This window comes from Streptomyces sp. NPDC058773, from assembly GCF_042746015.1.
Classification (GTDB): domain Bacteria; phylum Actinomycetota; class Actinomycetes; order Streptomycetales; family Streptomycetaceae; genus Streptomyces.
Window position 1 is genome coordinate 161,602 of the sequence record NZ_JBHYPE010000012.1, and the last position, 16,475, is coordinate 178,076.

13 protein-coding genes are annotated in these 16,475 nt (G+C 73.6%); 8 read left to right on the plus strand and 5 right to left on the minus strand.

Going from position 1 to position 16,475, the window contains the following annotated elements:
* Positions 1–272: 272 nt before the first annotated feature.
* Positions 273–1,949 carry a GAF domain-containing protein gene (locus ACFW5B_RS13950; RefSeq protein WP_386438180.1) on the plus strand — a complete coding sequence of 559 codons (1,677 nt, stop codon included), beginning with the start codon at positions 273–275 and terminating at the stop codon, positions 1,947–1,949.
* 128 nt (positions 1,950–2,077) lie between these two features.
* Here ACFW5B_RS13950 and ACFW5B_RS13955 read toward each other — a convergent pair whose 3' ends face one another.
* The gene (locus tag ACFW5B_RS13955) at positions 2,078–2,788 is read right to left on the minus strand and encodes a response regulator (RefSeq protein WP_386438182.1); all 711 of its coding nucleotides are present in this window, start codon (positions 2,786–2,788) and stop codon (positions 2,078–2,080) included.
* Positions 2,789–3,069: 281 nt separating this feature from the next.
* On the opposite strand from ACFW5B_RS13955, the gene ACFW5B_RS13960 reads away from it, so the two are divergent.
* Positions 3,070–4,359, plus strand: coding sequence for a globin domain-containing protein (locus tag ACFW5B_RS13960; protein ID WP_386438185.1), 1,290 nt, complete (start codon positions 3,070–3,072; stop codon positions 4,357–4,359).
* 148 nt (positions 4,360–4,507) lie between these two features.
* Positions 4,508–5,014: a pyridoxamine 5'-phosphate oxidase family protein gene (locus ACFW5B_RS13965; RefSeq protein ID WP_386438188.1), complete on the plus strand. Its 507-nt coding sequence runs from the start codon at positions 4,508–4,510 to the stop codon at positions 5,012–5,014.
* A gap of 40 nt (positions 5,015–5,054) precedes the next feature.
* On the opposite strand, the gene disA is transcribed toward ACFW5B_RS13965, so the two are convergent.
* Together disA and radA are read right to left on the minus strand one after the other, a co-directional pair.
* Positions 5,055–6,179 (minus strand): DNA integrity scanning diadenylate cyclase DisA, encoded by a 1,125-nt coding sequence (disA, locus tag ACFW5B_RS13970; RefSeq protein ID WP_386438191.1) that lies wholly within the window; start codon positions 6,177–6,179, stop codon positions 5,055–5,057.
* 125 nt (positions 6,180–6,304) lie between these two features.
* Positions 6,305–7,717, minus strand: a complete 1,413-nt coding sequence (gene radA / locus ACFW5B_RS13975) for a DNA repair protein RadA (RefSeq protein ID WP_386438194.1) — start codon at positions 7,715–7,717, stop codon at positions 6,305–6,307.
* 221 nt (positions 7,718–7,938) lie between these two features.
* On the opposite strand from radA, the gene ACFW5B_RS13980 reads away from it, so the two are divergent.
* Entirely contained in the window at positions 7,939–9,702 is a 1,764-nt protein-coding gene (locus ACFW5B_RS13980) for a sigma-70 family RNA polymerase sigma factor (protein ID WP_386438197.1), read from the plus strand.
* Positions 9,703–9,753: 51 nt separating this feature from the next.
* On the opposite strand, the gene ACFW5B_RS13985 is transcribed toward ACFW5B_RS13980, so the two are convergent.
* Entirely contained in the window at positions 9,754–10,662 is a 909-nt protein-coding gene (locus tag ACFW5B_RS13985; protein ID WP_386438200.1) for a hypothetical protein, read from the minus strand.
* Positions 10,663–10,739: 77 nt separating this feature from the next.
* On the opposite strand from ACFW5B_RS13985, the gene ACFW5B_RS13990 reads away from it, so the two are divergent.
* The 4 genes from ACFW5B_RS13990 to ilvD all read left to right on the plus strand — a co-directional run bounded on the left by ACFW5B_RS13990 (position 10,740) and on the right by ilvD (position 15,357).
* Positions 10,740–11,666 (plus strand): Ppx/GppA family phosphatase, encoded by a 927-nt coding sequence (locus ACFW5B_RS13990; RefSeq protein WP_386438203.1) that lies wholly within the window; start codon positions 10,740–10,742, stop codon positions 11,664–11,666.
* 171 nt (positions 11,667–11,837) lie between these two features.
* Positions 11,838–12,662: a sugar phosphate isomerase/epimerase family protein gene (locus tag ACFW5B_RS13995; protein WP_386438206.1), complete on the plus strand. Its 825-nt coding sequence runs from the start codon at positions 11,838–11,840 to the stop codon at positions 12,660–12,662.
* Complete coding sequence (locus tag ACFW5B_RS14000) at positions 12,659–13,309, plus strand: TetR family transcriptional regulator (protein WP_386438209.1); 651 nt, start codon at positions 12,659–12,661, stop codon at positions 13,307–13,309. The genes ACFW5B_RS13995 and ACFW5B_RS14000 overlap by 4 nt, the downstream gene beginning before the upstream one ends.
* A 197-nt stretch (positions 13,310–13,506) precedes the next feature.
* The gene (ilvD, locus tag ACFW5B_RS14005) at positions 13,507–15,357 is read left to right on the plus strand and encodes a dihydroxy-acid dehydratase (protein WP_386438212.1); all 1,851 of its coding nucleotides are present in this window, start codon (positions 13,507–13,509) and stop codon (positions 15,355–15,357) included.
* Positions 15,358–15,476: 119 nt separating this feature from the next.
* On the opposite strand, the gene ACFW5B_RS14010 is transcribed toward ilvD, so the two are convergent.
* The gene (locus ACFW5B_RS14010; protein ID WP_386438214.1) at positions 15,477–16,418 is read right to left on the minus strand and encodes a LysR family transcriptional regulator; all 942 of its coding nucleotides are present in this window, start codon (positions 16,416–16,418) and stop codon (positions 15,477–15,479) included.
* Positions 16,419–16,475: the final 57 nt, after the last annotated feature.

A 16,475-nucleotide genomic window follows, 5' to 3' on the forward strand; every position in this document is an offset into this window, starting at 1 on the left:
GGCCCCGCCGCCGGTGTGCCGGGAAGGGCCGGACATGAGCACGGGGGAGACTCGGCCCTTCCCGGCGTCACCATGGTCGGCCTTGGGGGTGCCGGGTCATCAGGGCCGAACAGCCCCCTCGTTGGGCCGGAAGGCCCGGCCGGGCGGCCCGCCGGGCGGCCCGGCCGGAGGCGGTGGCCGGCCGATGTGGTTTCCGGGCGGGGCGGCCGTGTCGCTCCCGTACGCTGCTGTTCAGGGACGGGGGTTCCGGGGCAGTTGGGGGCAGTGCAGTCATGTCCGAACCGAAGTGGCCCGCGCCGGAGGCGCGTTGGCCGCAGCTTCGCGCACCCGAGGACCGGATGCGGAGTCTGCTGGACGCCGTGATGGGTCTGGGGCGGGGGCTGGAGTTACCTCAGGTGCTCGGGGGGATCGTGGAGGCGGCGGTCGACCTCACCGATGCCGAGTACGGCGCGCTCGGTGTGGTCGGGGACGGCCAGCGGCTCTCGCGGTTCCTGCCGGTGGGGATGTCCGACGAGCTCATCGCGTCGATCGGCCCGTCGCCGTGCGGCCGGGGCATCCTCGGTGAGCTGATCCGCCGTCCCGAGCCGCTGCGGCTCACCGATCTGACCAGCCACCCCGGCAGTTACGGGTTTCCCGCGCACCATCCTCCCATGCGGACCTTCCTCGGGGTGCCGGTCCGGGTGCGTGACGAGGTGTTCGGCAATCTCTACCTGACCGAGAAGCGGGGCGGCGGCTCGTTCGACGCCGAAGACGAGGCGGTGGTGACCACCCTGTCCATCGCGGCGGGCGTCGCCATCGACAACGCGCGGATGTACCACGAGAGCCGCCGCCGGGAGCGCCGGCTGGAGGCGCTGGGGGAGATCACCCGGAGCCTGCTGTCCGGTACGGAGGCGAGCCAGGTGCTGCGGCTGATCGCCGAGCGTGCGATGGAGGTCGCCGGTGCCGACTGTGCGGCGGTACTGCTGCCGGTGCCGTCGGAGCCGGACCGTTTGACGGTGGCGGTGGCGCACGGGGCGGGCGCCGGCCGGATCGCGGGGCTGGCCGTGCCGGCCGAGGGGTCGCTGCCCGGCCGGGCGGCGCGTACGGGGCGGCCGGTGGTCAGCGCCGATCTGCGCAGCGACCCGCGGGCGCATCCGCTGGGGGCGGGCACCGGGGCGGACGAGGAGTACGGTCCGGCGGTCGCCGTGCCGCTGCAGGTGGACATCGGGTGCGGGGCGCTGCGGTTGTGCCGGCTGGCGGGCCGGCCGGCCTTCGACGAGACCGAGGTGGAGCTGGTCTCGGGCTTCGCCGATCAGGCCGTGATCGCCCTGGAACTCGGCCGCCGCCGGGCCGAGTCGGAGGAGCTGGCGGTCTTCCACGATCGCGACCGCATCGCCCGGGACCTGCATGACCTGGCCATTCAGCGGCTGTTCGCCACCGGGATCACGCTGCAGAGCGCGACCCGGCTCATCGACCGGCCCGAGGCGGTGGAGCGGGTCGGGCGTGCGGTCGATGATCTGGACACCACTATCAAGATCATCCGGTCCACCATCTTCGAGCTGCGCACGACCGGGGACGACTCCGGCGGTGCGAGCCTGCGCCGCGGGCTCACCGACGCCGTCCGGACGGCGTCGCGCACGCTGGGCTTCACCCCGTCGCTGCGGATCGACGGCCCGGCGGACACCGACGTCCCGGACGCCCTGGCCCAGCAGATACTGGCGGTGACCGCGGAAGCGCTCAGCAACGCCGCCCGGCACGCCCGCGCCCGGCGCCTCGACGTCGCCCTGTCCGTGACGGACGAGGTGACGCTGACGGTGGTGGACGACGGGGTGGGACTGGGCGCCGCGCCGCACACCGGCGGGCTGGCCAACATGCGGGCGCGGGCCGAGATGCACGGCGGCCGGCTGACGACCGGGTCACCGGAGTCCGGCGGCACCCGGATCGAGTGGCGGGTTCCGCTGGCGGGCTGAGCCCGGGGCGGGTGGGCGACGCCCCGGTCCGGGCCGGCGCTCTGCCGGTGACTCGTGTGGCGTCGTGTGCCGTCCCGTGGTGCACCGCCGGGCTCGGGTGCGTGGGAACTTCCGGGGCGCGGCGCCCCTCAGCCCCGCCCCTGCCCCCGCCCCTCCCGCAGGCGTTCCGCGACCATGGCTGCCTGGACGCGGCGGCCCACGCCCAGTTTGGCGAGGATGGCCGAGACGCGGTTCTTGACGGTCTTCTCGGCGAGGAACAGACGGTCGGCGATTTCCCGGTTGGTCAGGCCCGCGCCGATCAGCTCCAGTACTTCCCGTTCGCGGGGCGAGAGCCGGTCGAGTTCCGACGGCGGTGCCCCGGGGGCCTCCTGGGGGCCGCGCAGCCGTGCCATCACCCGGGAGGCCGTGCGCGGGTCCAGCATGGATTCGCCGGCTGCCACGGTGCGGACGGCGTGGATCAGGCCGGAGCCGTTGATCTGTTTGAGGACGTAGCCGGAGGCGCCCGCCATGATGGCGTCGAACAGCGCCTCGTCGTCGTCGAAGGACGTCAGCATCAGGCAGGCCAGCTCCGGCATCCGGGCGCGTAACTCCCGGCACACCTCGATGCCTTCGTGGTCGCCGTCGGGGCCGTCGCCGCCGCCGAGACGGACGTCGAGCACCGCGACCTGCGGGCGGGCGGCCGGTACCCGGGTGAGGGCCTGCCGGCGGTCGCCCGCCTCGCCCACGACCTCGATGTCCCCCTCCGCTTCGAGGAGGTCCCGCACCCCGCGGCGGACCACTTCGTGGTCGTCGAGGATGAAGACGCGCAGTGGTGCGGTGGGTGCGGCAGGCAGGTTCATTTCAGGTCTCGCTTGGTCGCCCGGCGGGTGGTGCGGGGTGCCGGTTCGCCGGTGGGGATCATCCCAGTGTGTCCGGTACCGGTGGGGTGGGGTACGGCGTGCCCGGTGCGGGCCCCGACGGCGATTGTCGCGGCGTTGCGCGGCGGGGCGAAAGGGCCGAACGGCCCTGGTGAGCGGGGCCGATGGGGCACTTCGGCCCGGTGCCATACTGGCGCCCGTTTTCCGGACGGCGGTGGCCTCGGCGTCCCGCCGGTCCGTCGTCGCAGCCAGGAGGTCCGCTCATGCACGCCTATACGGGCACCGTCGGCAACGAGTACCACGCACTGCTCGCCCGGCACGACGCGATGCGGCTGAGACGGCGGATGCTCGGCCAGGACCGGGCGCCGGAGCCGGACTTAGCGGCGGCGGAGCCCTATGACGGCGCCGCCGATCAGCGGCTGATCGTGCGGCATCTGTCGCTGGTGACCCCGTTCGCCGAGCTGATCGGCCGGCTCTACGACGAGATGTTCGCGCGGTGGCCCTCGCTGCGGAGGCTGTTCCCCGCGTCGATGGAGTTCCAGCGGGCCCATCTCGCCCGCGCCTTCCGCTACTTGACCGAGAATCTGCACCGCCCGGACGAACTGACCGCGTTCTTCACCCGGCTCGGCCGGGACCACCGCAAACTCGGGGTGCGGCCGGTGCATTTCGAGACGTTCGAGGCCGCGCTGTGCGTGGCGCTGCGGGACACCGCGGGGCCGGACTGGTCGGAGGCGGTGGAGCAGGCGTGGGTGCGGATGCTGCGGTTCGCCGTGGCGGCCATGGTCGACGGCGCGGAGGCCACCCTCGCCGAACCGGCGTACTGGCGGGGCACGGTGGTCAGCCATGAGCGGCGCCGACCGGACCTCGCGGTGCTGCGGGTGCGGTCCGGTGAGCCGTACCCGTACCGCGCCGGCCAGTACGCCGCCGTCGAGTCCCCGCTGTTGCCGCAGGCCTGGCGGCAGTACTCCCTGGCGGGCGCCCCGCGGGCGGAGCGGGAGCTGGAGTTCCATGTGCGGCAGACCGGTGCCGGTGGGGTCAGTGAGGCGTTGGTGGCGCACACCCGGGTCGGTGACACCCTGCGGCTGGGGCCCGCGCAGGGCACGATGACGCTCGACGACGACCGCTCGCGGGAGCTTCTGATGGTGGCCGGCGGCACGGGCTGGGCCCCGGTCAAGGCGCTGCTGGAGGAGCTGGCCGCGCGCCGGGGCGGCGGTACCGGACCGGTCCTGCCGGCGGTGCGGGAGCGGGGCGGGGTGCAGCTGTTCCTGGGCGCCCGCAGCCGCGACGAGTTGTATGACGCGCGGGTGCTGTCCCGGTGGGCGGACCGTTATCGGTGGCTCCATGTGGTGCCGGTGTTCGACGAGGGCGCGGGTGCGGGCGGCCGCGGTCCGGTGGCGGAGGCCGTGGCCCGCCGTGGTGACTGGTCCGGCCATCTCGCCTTCGTCAGCGGGCCGCCCGCGATGGTCGGTGCCACTGTGGCACGGCTGACCGCCGCCGGCCTGTCGCCCGAGCAGGTCCGCTACGACCCGGTCCTGGACTCCCCGGCTGCGTGATCGTGACGGCCTGAGCCCGACTGCCTGATCCCGGCCGCCCGGCCCCGTCTCCAGAGCCCCGCCGGGGGCCGAACGGCCCTTGGCGCGCACGGGCCGTCGCCCGTCTACTGGACCTCTCACCACGCGGGCGGACGGGAGGGAGCACCCGGTGAACACGGCGAACACAGCGAACGACCCATCACCCCGGCCCGGTGCCGGAGTCCACCGAGGGGCGGGCAGCGCCGGTGGCCCGCGGCACACCGTCCCGCTCGCCCGTGAGGAAGCGCTGCGGCTCCTGGGCAGTGTGTCGCTGGGCCGGATCGTGTTCAGTCAGGACGCGCTGCCGGCCATCCGCCCGGTCAACCACCTCGTGGACCGGGGTGAGGTCGTCATCCGTACGCATGGGGGCGCGGCGATCGCCGCGGTGACCCGGGAGGCCGGCACCGAGGGCGTTGTCGTCGCTTACGAGGCGGACGCCATCGACCCCGTGACGCACCTGGGCTGGAGCGTGGTGGTCACCGGCTACTGCCGGCTGGTCACCGATCCGCGGGACCTGGCGCACTACCGGGAGGTGCTGCACCCCTGGACGGACGGGCAGCGGGAGCACGCCCTGCGGGTCCGCCCGGTCCTCGTCACGGGCATCCGGCTCACCGCGGCGCTTCCCGCGGGGCGGTGAGCCGAGGGCGGTGCGCCGGAGGCACCGCTCCTGGGCCGCCTCAGACGTACCGCTCCAGGATCGACGACTCCGCCAGGCGGGACAGGCCCTCGCGGACCGAGCGGGCGCGGGCCTCGCCGACGCCGTCGACGGTCTGGAGGTCGTCGACGCTGGCCGCGAGCAGCTTCTGCAGGCCGCCGAAGTGGTCGACGAGGCGCTCGATGACCGTGCCGGGGAGGCGGGGGACCTTGGCCAGCAGGCGGAAGCCGCGGGGGGAGACCGCGGAGTCCAGGGTCTCGGGGGAGCCGCTGTAGCCCAAGGCGCGGGCCACGATGGGGAGTTCGAGGAGTTCGGTGTGGCTGAGGGCGTCCAGCTCGGCGAGCGCCTCGGCGACCGTGCGGGAGCGCTTGGCGGTCGGCTCGGGGACGTAGTCGCGGACGACCAGTTCGCGCTCGGGCTCGACGCCGGCGATCAGCTCCTCCAGCTGGAGGGCGAGCAGCCGGCCGTCGGTGCCCAGTTCGACGACGTACTCGGCGATCTCGGTGGCGATCCGGCGGACCATCTCCAGGCGCTGGGCGACGGCGGTGACATCGCGGACCGTCACCAAGTCCTCGATCTCCAGGGCGGAGAGGGTGCCGGCGACCTCGTCGAGGCGGAGCTTGTAGCGCTCCAGGGTCGCCAGCGCCTGGTTGGCGCGGGAGAGGATGGCGGCGGACTCCTCCAGGACGCGGCGTTCACCGTCGACGTAGAGGGCGATCAGGCGCATCGACTGGCTGACGGAGACGACGGGGAAGCCGGCCTGGATGGAGACCCGCTGGGCGGTGCGGTGGCGGGTGCCGGTCTCCTCGGTGGGGATGGAGGCGTCGGGGACGAGCTGGACGCCGGCCCGGAGGATCTTGGTGATGTCCTTGTCCAGTACGAGGGCGCCGTCGAGCTTGCACAGCTCGCGCAGCCGGGTCGCGGTGAACTCCACGTCGAGGACGAAGCCGCCGGTACACATGGATTCGACGGTCTTGTCGAAGCCCAGCACGATCAGTCCGCCGGTGTTGCCGCGCAGGATGCGCTCCAGGCCGTCACGGAGGGCCGTGCCGGGCGCGACGGCGCTCAGCGAGGCGCGCATCAGGCTCTCGGTGCCGGAACTGCCACCGGACCTGCCGGGAGTCGATGCCCGGTCGTTGGCTGCCACTGCACTCCTCCGTCACAAGGTCTGTCGGTCCGCAGGCCGCCCGGCCCTTGCTGTGGTTGACGTACCAGCGGAGAGTACGTGGCCGACAGGCAATTCTGCGGTGACGGGCGAGACCAGGGCAAAGTCTACCGGCGTGCGCCCTCTTCCTGTGGGGCGTCCCGGCGGACCCGCTTGGGCAGCACGCTGAGGGCCTGTCCGACGTCGGCGACCTCCAGGACCCGCATGCCCTCGGGGATCTTGCCGGGGTCGGACGGGACGAGGGCGTGGGTGAAGCCGAGCCGGGCCGCTTCGGACAGCCGGCGCTGGACGCCCGTGACCCTTCTGACCTCGCCCGCGAGCCCCACTTCGCCGATGGCGACGAGGTTCTTGGGCAGCGGGGTGTCGCTGGCGGCGCTGGCCAGGGCGAGGGCGACGGCGAGGTCCGCGGCGGGCTCGGTGAGCTTCACGCCGCCGACCGTGGCGCTGTAGATGTCGCGTTTTCCGAGGGCGCTGATGCGGCCGCGCTGTTCCAGGACGGCGAGCATCATCGAGACGCGGGAGGTCTCCAGGCCGGAGGTGGTGCGCCGGGGGGAGGGGATCTGGGAGTCGACGGTGAGCGCCTGGACCTCGGCGACGAGGGGGCGGCGGCCCTCCAGGGTCACGGTCAGGCAGGTGCCGGGCACCGGCTCGGCGCGGCGGGTCAGGAAGAGGCCGGAGGGGTCGGCGAGGCCGGTGATGCCTTCGTCGTGCAGCTCGAAGCAGCCGACCTCGTCGGTGGTGCCGTAGCGGTTCTTGACGCCGCGGACGAGGCGGAGCCGGGCGTGCCGGTCGCCCTCGAAGTGCAGGACGACATCGACGAGATGCTCCAGGAGGCGCGGGCCGGCGATGGCGCCGTCCTTGGTGACGTGGCCGACGAGGAGGGTGGCCATCCCGCGTTCCTTGGAGGCGCGGATCAGTGCGCCGGCGACCTCGCGGACCTGGGCCATGCCGCCGGGCGCCCCGTCGATCTCGGGGGAGGCGACGGTCTGCACGGAGTCGAGGATCAGCAGCGACGGTTTGACGGTGTCGAGGTGGCCGAGCACGGCCGACAGGTCGGTTTCGGCGGCCAGATAGAGATGCTCGTCGAGGGCGCCGATGCGGTCGGCGCGCAGGCGTACCTGGCTCGCGGATTCCTCGCCCGTGACATAGAGCGTGCGGTGGCTGTCGGAGGCGGCCTTGGCGGCGACGTCCAGCAGCAGGGTGGATTTGCCGACGCCGGGCTCGCCGGCGAGCAGCACCACGGCGCCGGGGACCAGTCCGCCGCCGAGGACGCGGTCCAGCTCGGGGACGCCGGTGGAGCGGGCGGTGGCCTGGGCGCCGTCGACCTGGCCGATGGGCAGGGCGGCGGTGGTGACCCGGCCGGGGGCGGTGGTGCGCACCGCGGGGGCGCCGCCGAACTCCTCGACCGTGCCCCACGCCTGGCACTCGGGGCAGCGGCCGAGCCATTTCGCGGTGGTCCAGCCGCATTCGGTGCAGCGGTAGGAGGGGCGCTCCTTGCCCGAGGATTTACGCGTTGCCATGGAGTCACCGTAGCGGCGGGGTCCGACAACGCCGCCGGGAGCTCCCGGAGCGGGGGCGCCGCCGTTGGCTGCGTGCGCCTCGCGGGTGGCGCATACGGAGCGCGCCGCCCATGTAAAGAGGTGTTCGTGTCCCCTTTTGAGGGAGATGGTCACCCGTAAGGGTTAAAAGTGTCCAACGTGAGCGAGGAGGGCTGCATCATCCGCCTACCGTCGCCGGGGTGATGAGCAGCAGGCCCGAGCACCCCACGCACTCCACCGGCGCACACCGGTCGCGCGGCGACGCGCGGCGCCGGAACCAGCCGCAGCCGCCCGAGCGGCCCGGCCCGGACGAGCGGCCCGGCGCGGGCGCCGCGCGCCCCCCGGACGTGAGCCGTGACGGCTACCGGCCTTATCTGGACGGGCTGTTCACGTACTGCCTGTCGGTGCTGTGCGAACACGACGCCGCCACCGCGGTGCTCGGCGAGATGCTCGCGCTCGCCGAACGGCACCGCGGCCGGCGTCCCGCCGACCCGGCGCTGCACCGCTCCTGGCTCTACGCCCTGGCCCGCTGGGCCTGTCTGCGCCGCCTCGCCGAGCGGACCGCGCCACCCGCCGGGACACCGGGCCCCGGGGCGGAGGCCGAGCGCCGGCAGCGTGAACTCGCCGTGCTGGCCTGGCCGGAGGCCGCGGGCACCACCCCCGAGCAGCGCGAGGCACTGGAGCTCTCGGTGCGCCATCAGCTCGCGGCGGACGAGGTCGCCGCGGTCCTCGGCGCCGACCCGGTCGCCACCCGCGCGCTGCTGGCCACCGCCTCCTGCGAGGTCGAGCGGACCCGGGCAGCGCTGGCCGTCGTCGAGTCCGGCCGCTGCCGTGAGGTCGCGCAGCTGGCGGGCGACACCCAGATGCTGCTGGGCCCGGCGCTGAGCCGGGAGCTGGTGCGCCATGTCGACGACTGCGACGGGTGCCGGCGGACCGCCGAGCGGGCCACCGCCCCGGGGACGTGGCCGGGCACCGCGCCGGCGGACCGGGGCACCCTGCCGCTGGTCACCGCGCCCCGGGACGCCGTGCTGTCCGCGCTGGCGGCGGCCCGGCGCGCCAAGTCGGGCCGCGCGGAAGGCGTGGCCGGTGCGGGGCGCGGCGGCCGGGCGGGTGGGGCAAACGGTTCTCCTCGCTATGACCGCAGCGGTTTCCCCGTGGGCCCGCCGAAGGACCCGGTGGCCCGCCGGCGCCGGCTGCGCAGCCGGGCGCTGACCACGACGGTGGTCGCCACGGTCGTCGCGGCGCCGGTGCTGGCCCTGTGGGCGGCGTACCGGGGCGGCCCCGCCACGGACGTGGCCGCGGACGACTCGCCCTCGGTGACGGCCAGCGACACCGAACCCGGGCCGCGGCTGGGCGGCCGCCCGTACGAGAACGCCGGCAACGCCCGGACGACGCCCGGACCCGGCTTCACCTCGGGCGGCGGGACACCCGATGTGTCCGTCGAGGTGGTCAGCGCGGACGGCACCCCGCAGCGGCCGGAGAAGCCGGACAGCCGACGGGAGTCGGGCCCCGGCCGGCTCACCGTCGCCGCCGGCCCCCGGGGCCGGACCACGGTCATCACGCTCGGCGCCGGCGGCGCCGCCCCGGTGCGCTGGCGGGCGATGTCGGGCGCGGCCTGGCTCCAGCTGAGTCATACGGCGGGCACCCTGCGGCCTGGCGAGACCGCGACGATCACGGTCGCCGTCGACCACGACCGGGAGCCCGCGGGCCGCTGGCGGGCCCGGATCGCCATCGAGCCCGGCGGCACCGCCGTCACGATGTCGGGCCGCGGCGCCATCGGTCCGGCCGCCGGCCCGCAGCGCCCGACGTCCCCGCGCCCGAAGCCGACCCGCCCGGCCCCCAAGCCGACGCCCACACCCACCCGTACGTCCCCGTCGCCCACCCCGACGCCGACGGGTCCCACGCCGAAGCCGACCGGCCCGGAGCCGTCCTCGACGCCGTCGAACACGACACACCCGGCCCGCTGAGCGCACGCCGGGGCCGCCGGGACCGTCCGTCCCGGCGACCCCGGCGCGTGGTTACTTCTGCTTCCCGGGCTTCTTCCCGGACGTCTCGGGCTTCGCGGCCTTCTCGGCCTTTCCGGGCTGCTTCGCGGGCCGGGGGTCCGCCGGATGCGGTGCCATCGGCAGCGTCGCGGCCAGCCGCTCCTCGCACAGCTCGGCGAGCTTGGCGTAGCCCTTCTTGCCCATCAGCTCGGTCAGCTCCGGCTTGTACGAGACGTACACCGGCTCGCCCGCGCCGTGCGCCGAGGTCGCGGAGGTGCACCACCAGTGCAGGTCATGGCCGCCGGAGCCCCAGCCGCGGCGGTCGTACTCGCCGATCGTCACCTGCAGGATCTGGGTGTCGTCCGGCCGGTCGATCCAGTCGTAGGTGCGCCGGACCGGCAGCTGCCAGCAGACGTCCGGCTTGGTCTCCAGGGGCTCGCGGCCCTCGCGCAGCGCGAGGATGTGCAGCGAGCAGCCCGCGCCGGCCGGGAAGCCGGGGCGGTTCTGGAAGATGCAGGAGCCGTTCCAGCGCCGGGTCTGCCGGTCGCCGTCCTCGTCCTCCTCGGTCCAGCCGGTGGTGGTGCCCACGTCGTGGTACTGCCAGAGTTCGGGCGTGAGGCGTGCCACATGTCCGGCCACCCGCTGCTCGTCCTCCTCGTCCGAGAAGTGCGCGCCGAGCGTGCAGCAGCCGTCGTCGGCCCGGCCGGCCTGGATGCCCTGGCAGCCGCTGCCGAAAATGCAGGTCCAGCGGGAGGTCAGCCAGGTCAGGTCGCAGCGGAAGAGCTGTTCGTCGTCCGCCGGGTCCGGGAAGGTGACCCAGGCACGGGCGAAGTCGAGCCCGACCTCGTCGGCCGGGGCCCGGTGCCCGTCGGCCGCCTGGGCGCGCCGCTTTTCTTCCTTCTTCAGCGCTTTTTCGTGCTTCGCCTTTTTCGTCTTCGACACGACTCCAGCGTAAAGGGGAGCGACGGGTGCGGACCGCGCCGACAAGTGGGGGCGGCGCGCGCAGTAAGTTTCCCCGTATGAGACTCGGTGTCCTCGACGTGGGTTCGAATACGGTCCATCTGCTGGTGGTGGACGCACACCCGGGCGCGCGCCCGCTGCCCGCCTATTCGCACAAGGCGGAGCTGCGCCTCGCCGAACTCCTCGACGCGTCCGGCGCGATAAGCGACGGCGGGGTGGAGCGCCTGGTGGCGACCATCCACGAGGCGCTCCAGGTGGCCGAGGACAAGGGCGTGGAGAGCGTGCTGCCGTTCGCCACCTCGGCGATCCGCGAGGCCACCAACGGGGAGGACGTGCTGCGCCGGGTCGCCCTGGAGACCGAGGTCGAGCTGCAGGTGCTGTCCGGTGAGGACGAGGCGCGGCTCACCTTCCTCGCCGCCCGCCGCTGGCTGGGCTGGTCGGCCGGCCGGCTGCTGGTGCTGGACATCGGCGGCGGCTCGCTGGAGATCGCCTACGGCCTGGACGAGGACCCGGACGTGGCGGTGTCGCTGCCGCTGGGCGCCGGCCGGCTGACCGCGGGCGATCTGCCCGGCGACCCGCCGGATTCCGAGGACGTCCGGACGCTGCGCCGCCGGGTGCGGGCGGAGATCGCCAAGGTGGTGAGCGAGTTCAGCCGCTACGGCACCCCCGACCAGGTCGTCGGCACGTCCAAGACCTTCAAGCAGCTGGCCCGGATCGCGGGCGCCGCGCGCTCCGCCGAGGGCCTCTACGTCCAGCGTGAGCTGACCCGTAAGAAGCTGGAGGAGTGGGTGCCGCGGCTGGCCGGGATGTCCGCGCAGGAGCGGGTGGCGCTGCCCGGGGTGTCCGAGGGGCGCTCGCGGCAGCTGCTCGCCGGGGCGCTGGTCGCCGAGGCGGCGATGGACCTGTTCGGGGTCGAGACGCTGGAGATCTGCCCGTGGGCGCTGCGCGAGGGCGTCATTCTGCGACGGCTGGACCACCTGCCGTAGTACGCGCCGTGGCGCGCCCGGCGTGCGTGAGACTCGTCACGCCGTGGCCGGCCGGGCCGCCCGGTGGCGCCGGTCGGGGCCTCCCCGTCCAGGGGGCGGGCCCCCGGCGGCGGACCGCGGCCGTCCGGACCTCCTGCCCCGCGCGCAGCCCCGGCCCGTACGCTGTCCTTCGTGACAGAGCCAGTGGTGCGCATCCCGGATGCGAAGGTCGCGCTGTCCACGGCTTCGGTGTATCCGGAGTCGACGGCGACGGCCTTCGAGATCGCCGCGCGCCTCGGCTACGACGGCGTCGAGGTCATGGTGTGGACCGATCCGGTCAGCCAGGACATCGACGCGCTGCGCCGGCTGTCGGACTACCACGGGGTGCCGGTGCTGGCCGTCCACGCCCCGTGTCTGCTGATCACCCAGCGGGTCTGGTCCACCGACCCGTGGGTCAAGCTCCAGCGGGCCCGTAACGCCGCGGAGAAGCTGGGCGCCTCCACGGTCGTCGTGCACCCGCCGTTCCGCTGGCAGCGCAGCTACGCGCGGGAGTTCGTCCGCGGGGTGTGGCGGATGGCGCACGAGACGGACGTGAAGTTCGCCGTCGAGAACATGTACCCGTGGCGCTACCGGGACCGCGAGATGCTCGCGTACGCCCCCGACTGGGACCCCACCAACGACGACTACCGCCACTTCACGGTCGATCTGTCGCACACCGCCACCGCGCGCAACGACGCGCTGGAGATGGTGGGGCGGATGGGCGACCGGCTGGCGCACGTCCACCTCGCCGACGGCAACGGCTCCGCCAAGGACGAGCATCTGGTGCCGGGGCGCGGCAGCCAGCCCTGCGCCGCCGTTCTGGAGCGGCTGGCCGCGAGCGGCTTCGACGGCCATGTGGTCGTCGAGGTCAACACCCGCCGGGCGATGTCCGCCGCCGAACGCGAAGCCGACCTGGCCGAGGCGCTGGCCTTCACCCGGCTGCACCTCGCCTCGCCGACCCGGGTCCGCGGCTCGTGACCGGTGGCCGGGACGACGCGTCCTCCGGGCCCGGCGAGCGGCCCGCACCGGCCCGCCGCCGGGGCCGCCCGGCCCGCGCCGCCGACGGGGCCGGCCCCGGCGCCCGGGAGCGCATCCTGGCCGCGGCCCGTACGGAGTTCGCCGCGCGCGGCTACGACAAGACCTCCATCCGCGGTATCGCCAAGGCGGCCGGGGTGGACGCGGCGCTGGTCCACCACTACTTCGGCACCAAGGAGCAGGTGTTCGCGGCGGCCATCGAGCTGACCGTCGCGCCCGCGCTGACCATGCCGGACGCGCTCGCGGGCGGCGGCGCGGACGTGGGCGAGCGGATGGCCCGCTTCATGTTCGGCATCTGGGAGAACCCGGTCAGCCGCCCCGCGCTGCTGGCGATCATGCGCTCGGCGCTGACCAACGACACCGCCGCGGCGGTGCTGCGCGGCCTCATCGAGCGCCGGATGCTCCAGCGGGTCGCGGGTGAACTCGACGTCCCCGACCCGGAGTTCCGGGTCCAGCTGGCCGCCGGGCACCTCATCGGGATCGCCGTGCTGCGCTATGTGATCAAGATGGACCCGGTCGCCTCCGCCGACCCGGAGGAGATCATCGCCATGGTCGCGCCGACCCTCCAGCGGTATCTGACCGGGGCCTGAGCCGGGGCTGAGCCGGTTCCGCGGGCCCCGCCCGCCGTCCACACTCCGGTCATGTGTCTCACATCGCGGAGTCACTGTCCGGATCTTGGATCAAGAGCGTAATCTCGGGTTCAGCTGCTCTATGACGCCACCAGGTAGGTGGCAGGCCCACCTACCTCGGCCGGCGGTCGCACGTCCGAACCGAGGGAGTGACCATCGTGCCTGAGCTGAGGTCCCGCACCGTGACCCATGGCCGCAACATGGCGGGCGCCCGCGCCCTTATGCGGGCCTCGGGCGTAGCGAGCGAGGACATCGGCAAGCCGATCGTCGCGGTCGCCAACTCCTTCACCGAGTTCGTCCCCGGCCACACCCACCTCGCCCCCGTCGGCCGGATCGTCTCCGACGCCATCCGCGAGGCCGGCGCCGTCCCCCGCGAGTTCAACACCATCGCCGTCGACGACGGCATCGCCATGGGCCACGGCGGCATGCTGTACTCCCTCCCCTCCCGCGACCTGATCGCGGACTCGGTCGAGTACATGGTCGAGGCCCACTGCGCCGACGCGCTGATCTGCATCTCCAACTGCGACAAGATCACCCCCGGCATGCTGATGGCCGCGATGCGCCTCAACATCCCCGTGGTCTTCGTCTCCGGCGGCCCCATGGAGGCCGGCCAGGCCACCCTGGTCGACGGCACGGTCCGCAAGCTCGACCTGATCAACGCCATCGTCGACTCGGTCAACGACAGCGTCTCCGACGAGGACGTCCTCCGCATCGAGGAGAACGCCTGCCCGACCTGCGGCTCCTGTTCCGGCATGTTCACCGCCAACTCGATGAACTGCCTCACCGAGGCCATCGGCCTCTCGCTGCCCGGCAACGGCTCGGTGCTCGCCACCCACACCGCCCGCAAGGCCCTCTACGAGAACGCCGGCCGCACGGTCGTGGAGATCACCAAGCGCTACTACGAGGACGGCGACGAGTCCGTCCTGCCGCGCAACATCGCCACCCACGCCGCCTTCGAGAACGCCATGGCCCTCGACATCGCCATGGGCGGCTCCACCAACACCATCCTCCACCTGCTCGCCGCCGCCCAGGAGGCCGAGCTGGACTACGACCTCAAGAACATCGACGAGGTCTCCCGCCGCGTCCCCTGCCTGGCCAAGGTCGCCCCGAACGTCGCCCCCGGCGGCACGTACTACATGGAGGACGTGCACCGCGCCGGCGGCATCCCCGCCATCCTCGGCGAACTGCACCGCGGCGGCCTGCTCAACGAGGACGTGCACTCCGTCCACTCCGCCTCGCTGGTCGACCATCTCAAGACCTGGGACGTGCGCGGCGGCTCCCCGTCCGAGGAAGCCGTCGAGCTGTGGCACGCGGCCCCCGGCTGCAAGCGCTCGGCGACCGCGTTCTCCCAGTCCGAGCGCTGGGCGTCGCTGGACGTGGACGCCGAGGGCGGCTGCATCCGCTCCGTCGAGCACGCCTACTCCAAGGACGGCGGCCTGGCGGTCCTCAAGGGCAACCTGGCCGAGGACGGCTGCGTCGTGAAGACCGCCGGCGTCGACGAGTCCATCTGGACCTTCGAAGGCCCCGCCGTGGTCTGCGAGTCCCAGGAAGAAGCGGTCGACAAGATCCTCACCAAGCAGATCAAGGAAGGCGACGTCGTCGTCATCCGTTACGAGGGCCCCAAGGGCGGCCCCGGCATGCAGGAGATGCTCTACCCGACGTCCTTCCTCAAGGGCCGCGGCCTGGGCAAGGCCTGCGCCCTGGTCACCGACGGCCGCTTCTCCGGCGGCACCTCCGGCCTCTCCATCGGCCACGCCTCCCCCGAGGCAGCCTCCGGCGGCACCATCGCCCTCGTCGAGGACGGCGACCGCATCCGCATCGACATCCCCCACCGCTCCATCGAACTCCTGGTGAGCGACGAGGAGCTGGCAACCCGCCGCGCGGCCCTCGGTGGCGTCTACGCCCCCAAGCAGCGCGAGCGCAAGGTCTCGGCGGCCCTGCGCGCCTACGCGGCGATGGCGACGAGCGCGGACAAGGGCGCGGTGCGGGACGTGGACTCGCTCGGCTGAGGCGGGCGCACACAGCAGGACCCAGCAGGACCCAGCAGGACTCAGCAGTGACGGCAGGACCCAGCGGTACGGTGCCGGCGGTCGCGAGATGCGGCCGCCGGCACCGTTTTCCGCTGTGGCTACGACCTGCCGGCCCGGCCCACGGGGGCCGCTGCCGGCAGCTCGCCGGAGTCCGTCACCGTGCGGAGCAGGCGGGCGAATTCCTGCTCGGCCAGCGAGAGCGAGGTCTCGCGGGCGGTGGCCAGCACGATGGTGCAGGCGGGCAGCCCGGGGTCGGGCCTGAGCAACGCCAGGTGCCCGTCCCGTAGTTCCCGGGCAACGCAGCGCTGCGGCATCACGGCGATCCCGAGACCGGCGATCACCGCCTGCTTGAGCGTGTCGTTCCCCGCCACCCCAGGGCACCGCGAGGGCGCCCGCCCCCAGAGAACCAGGGCGTCATCCTGGGCCCTGCGGGTCGCAGAGCCCTCTTCCCGGAACAGGAAGCGCTGCTGCGCGAGGTCGGACGGGGTCACCGCGCGCCCGGCCAGCGGATGTCCCGGGTGGGCGACAAGGACGAGCTGCTCCTCCAGGAGCGGCTCCACGCGGTGCTGCGGCGGCGCTCCTGCCCGGTCACCGGGCAGGACGGCCAGACGCACCTCGCCTTCCGTCAACTGCCGCAGAACTTCGGTGGTGTTGCCGGTCCGCAGCCGGCGCTCGACAGCAGGGAAGAACTCGGCGAACCGGCCGAACACCGGCAGCAGCAGATGACCGGCGTAGGCGCTCGTGCTGCCCACGACGAGGCGCCCCGAAGGGGCATCGGATGCCTGGTCGATGGCGGCGGTGACATCTTGCGCGAGCGACGAGATCTGCTGGGCGTACCGGAGGAGTACCTCGCCCTGTGTCGTCAGCCGCAGACGCGGACCGGTCCGGTCGAGGAGGGTGGTGCCCAACGAGACTTCCAGCTTGTGCACATGCTGGGAGACCGAGGGCTGGCTCATATAGAGCTTCCGCGCCGCGGCGGAGAACCCCCCGCACGCCACGACCTGCTCGAAGACCCACAGACGGTGCAAGTTGAGCTTCATGTACGTGCCTCCGCGGGCAGGGCGGTCAGCGGCGGTCGGGGCGCTGGGGAAACGGCC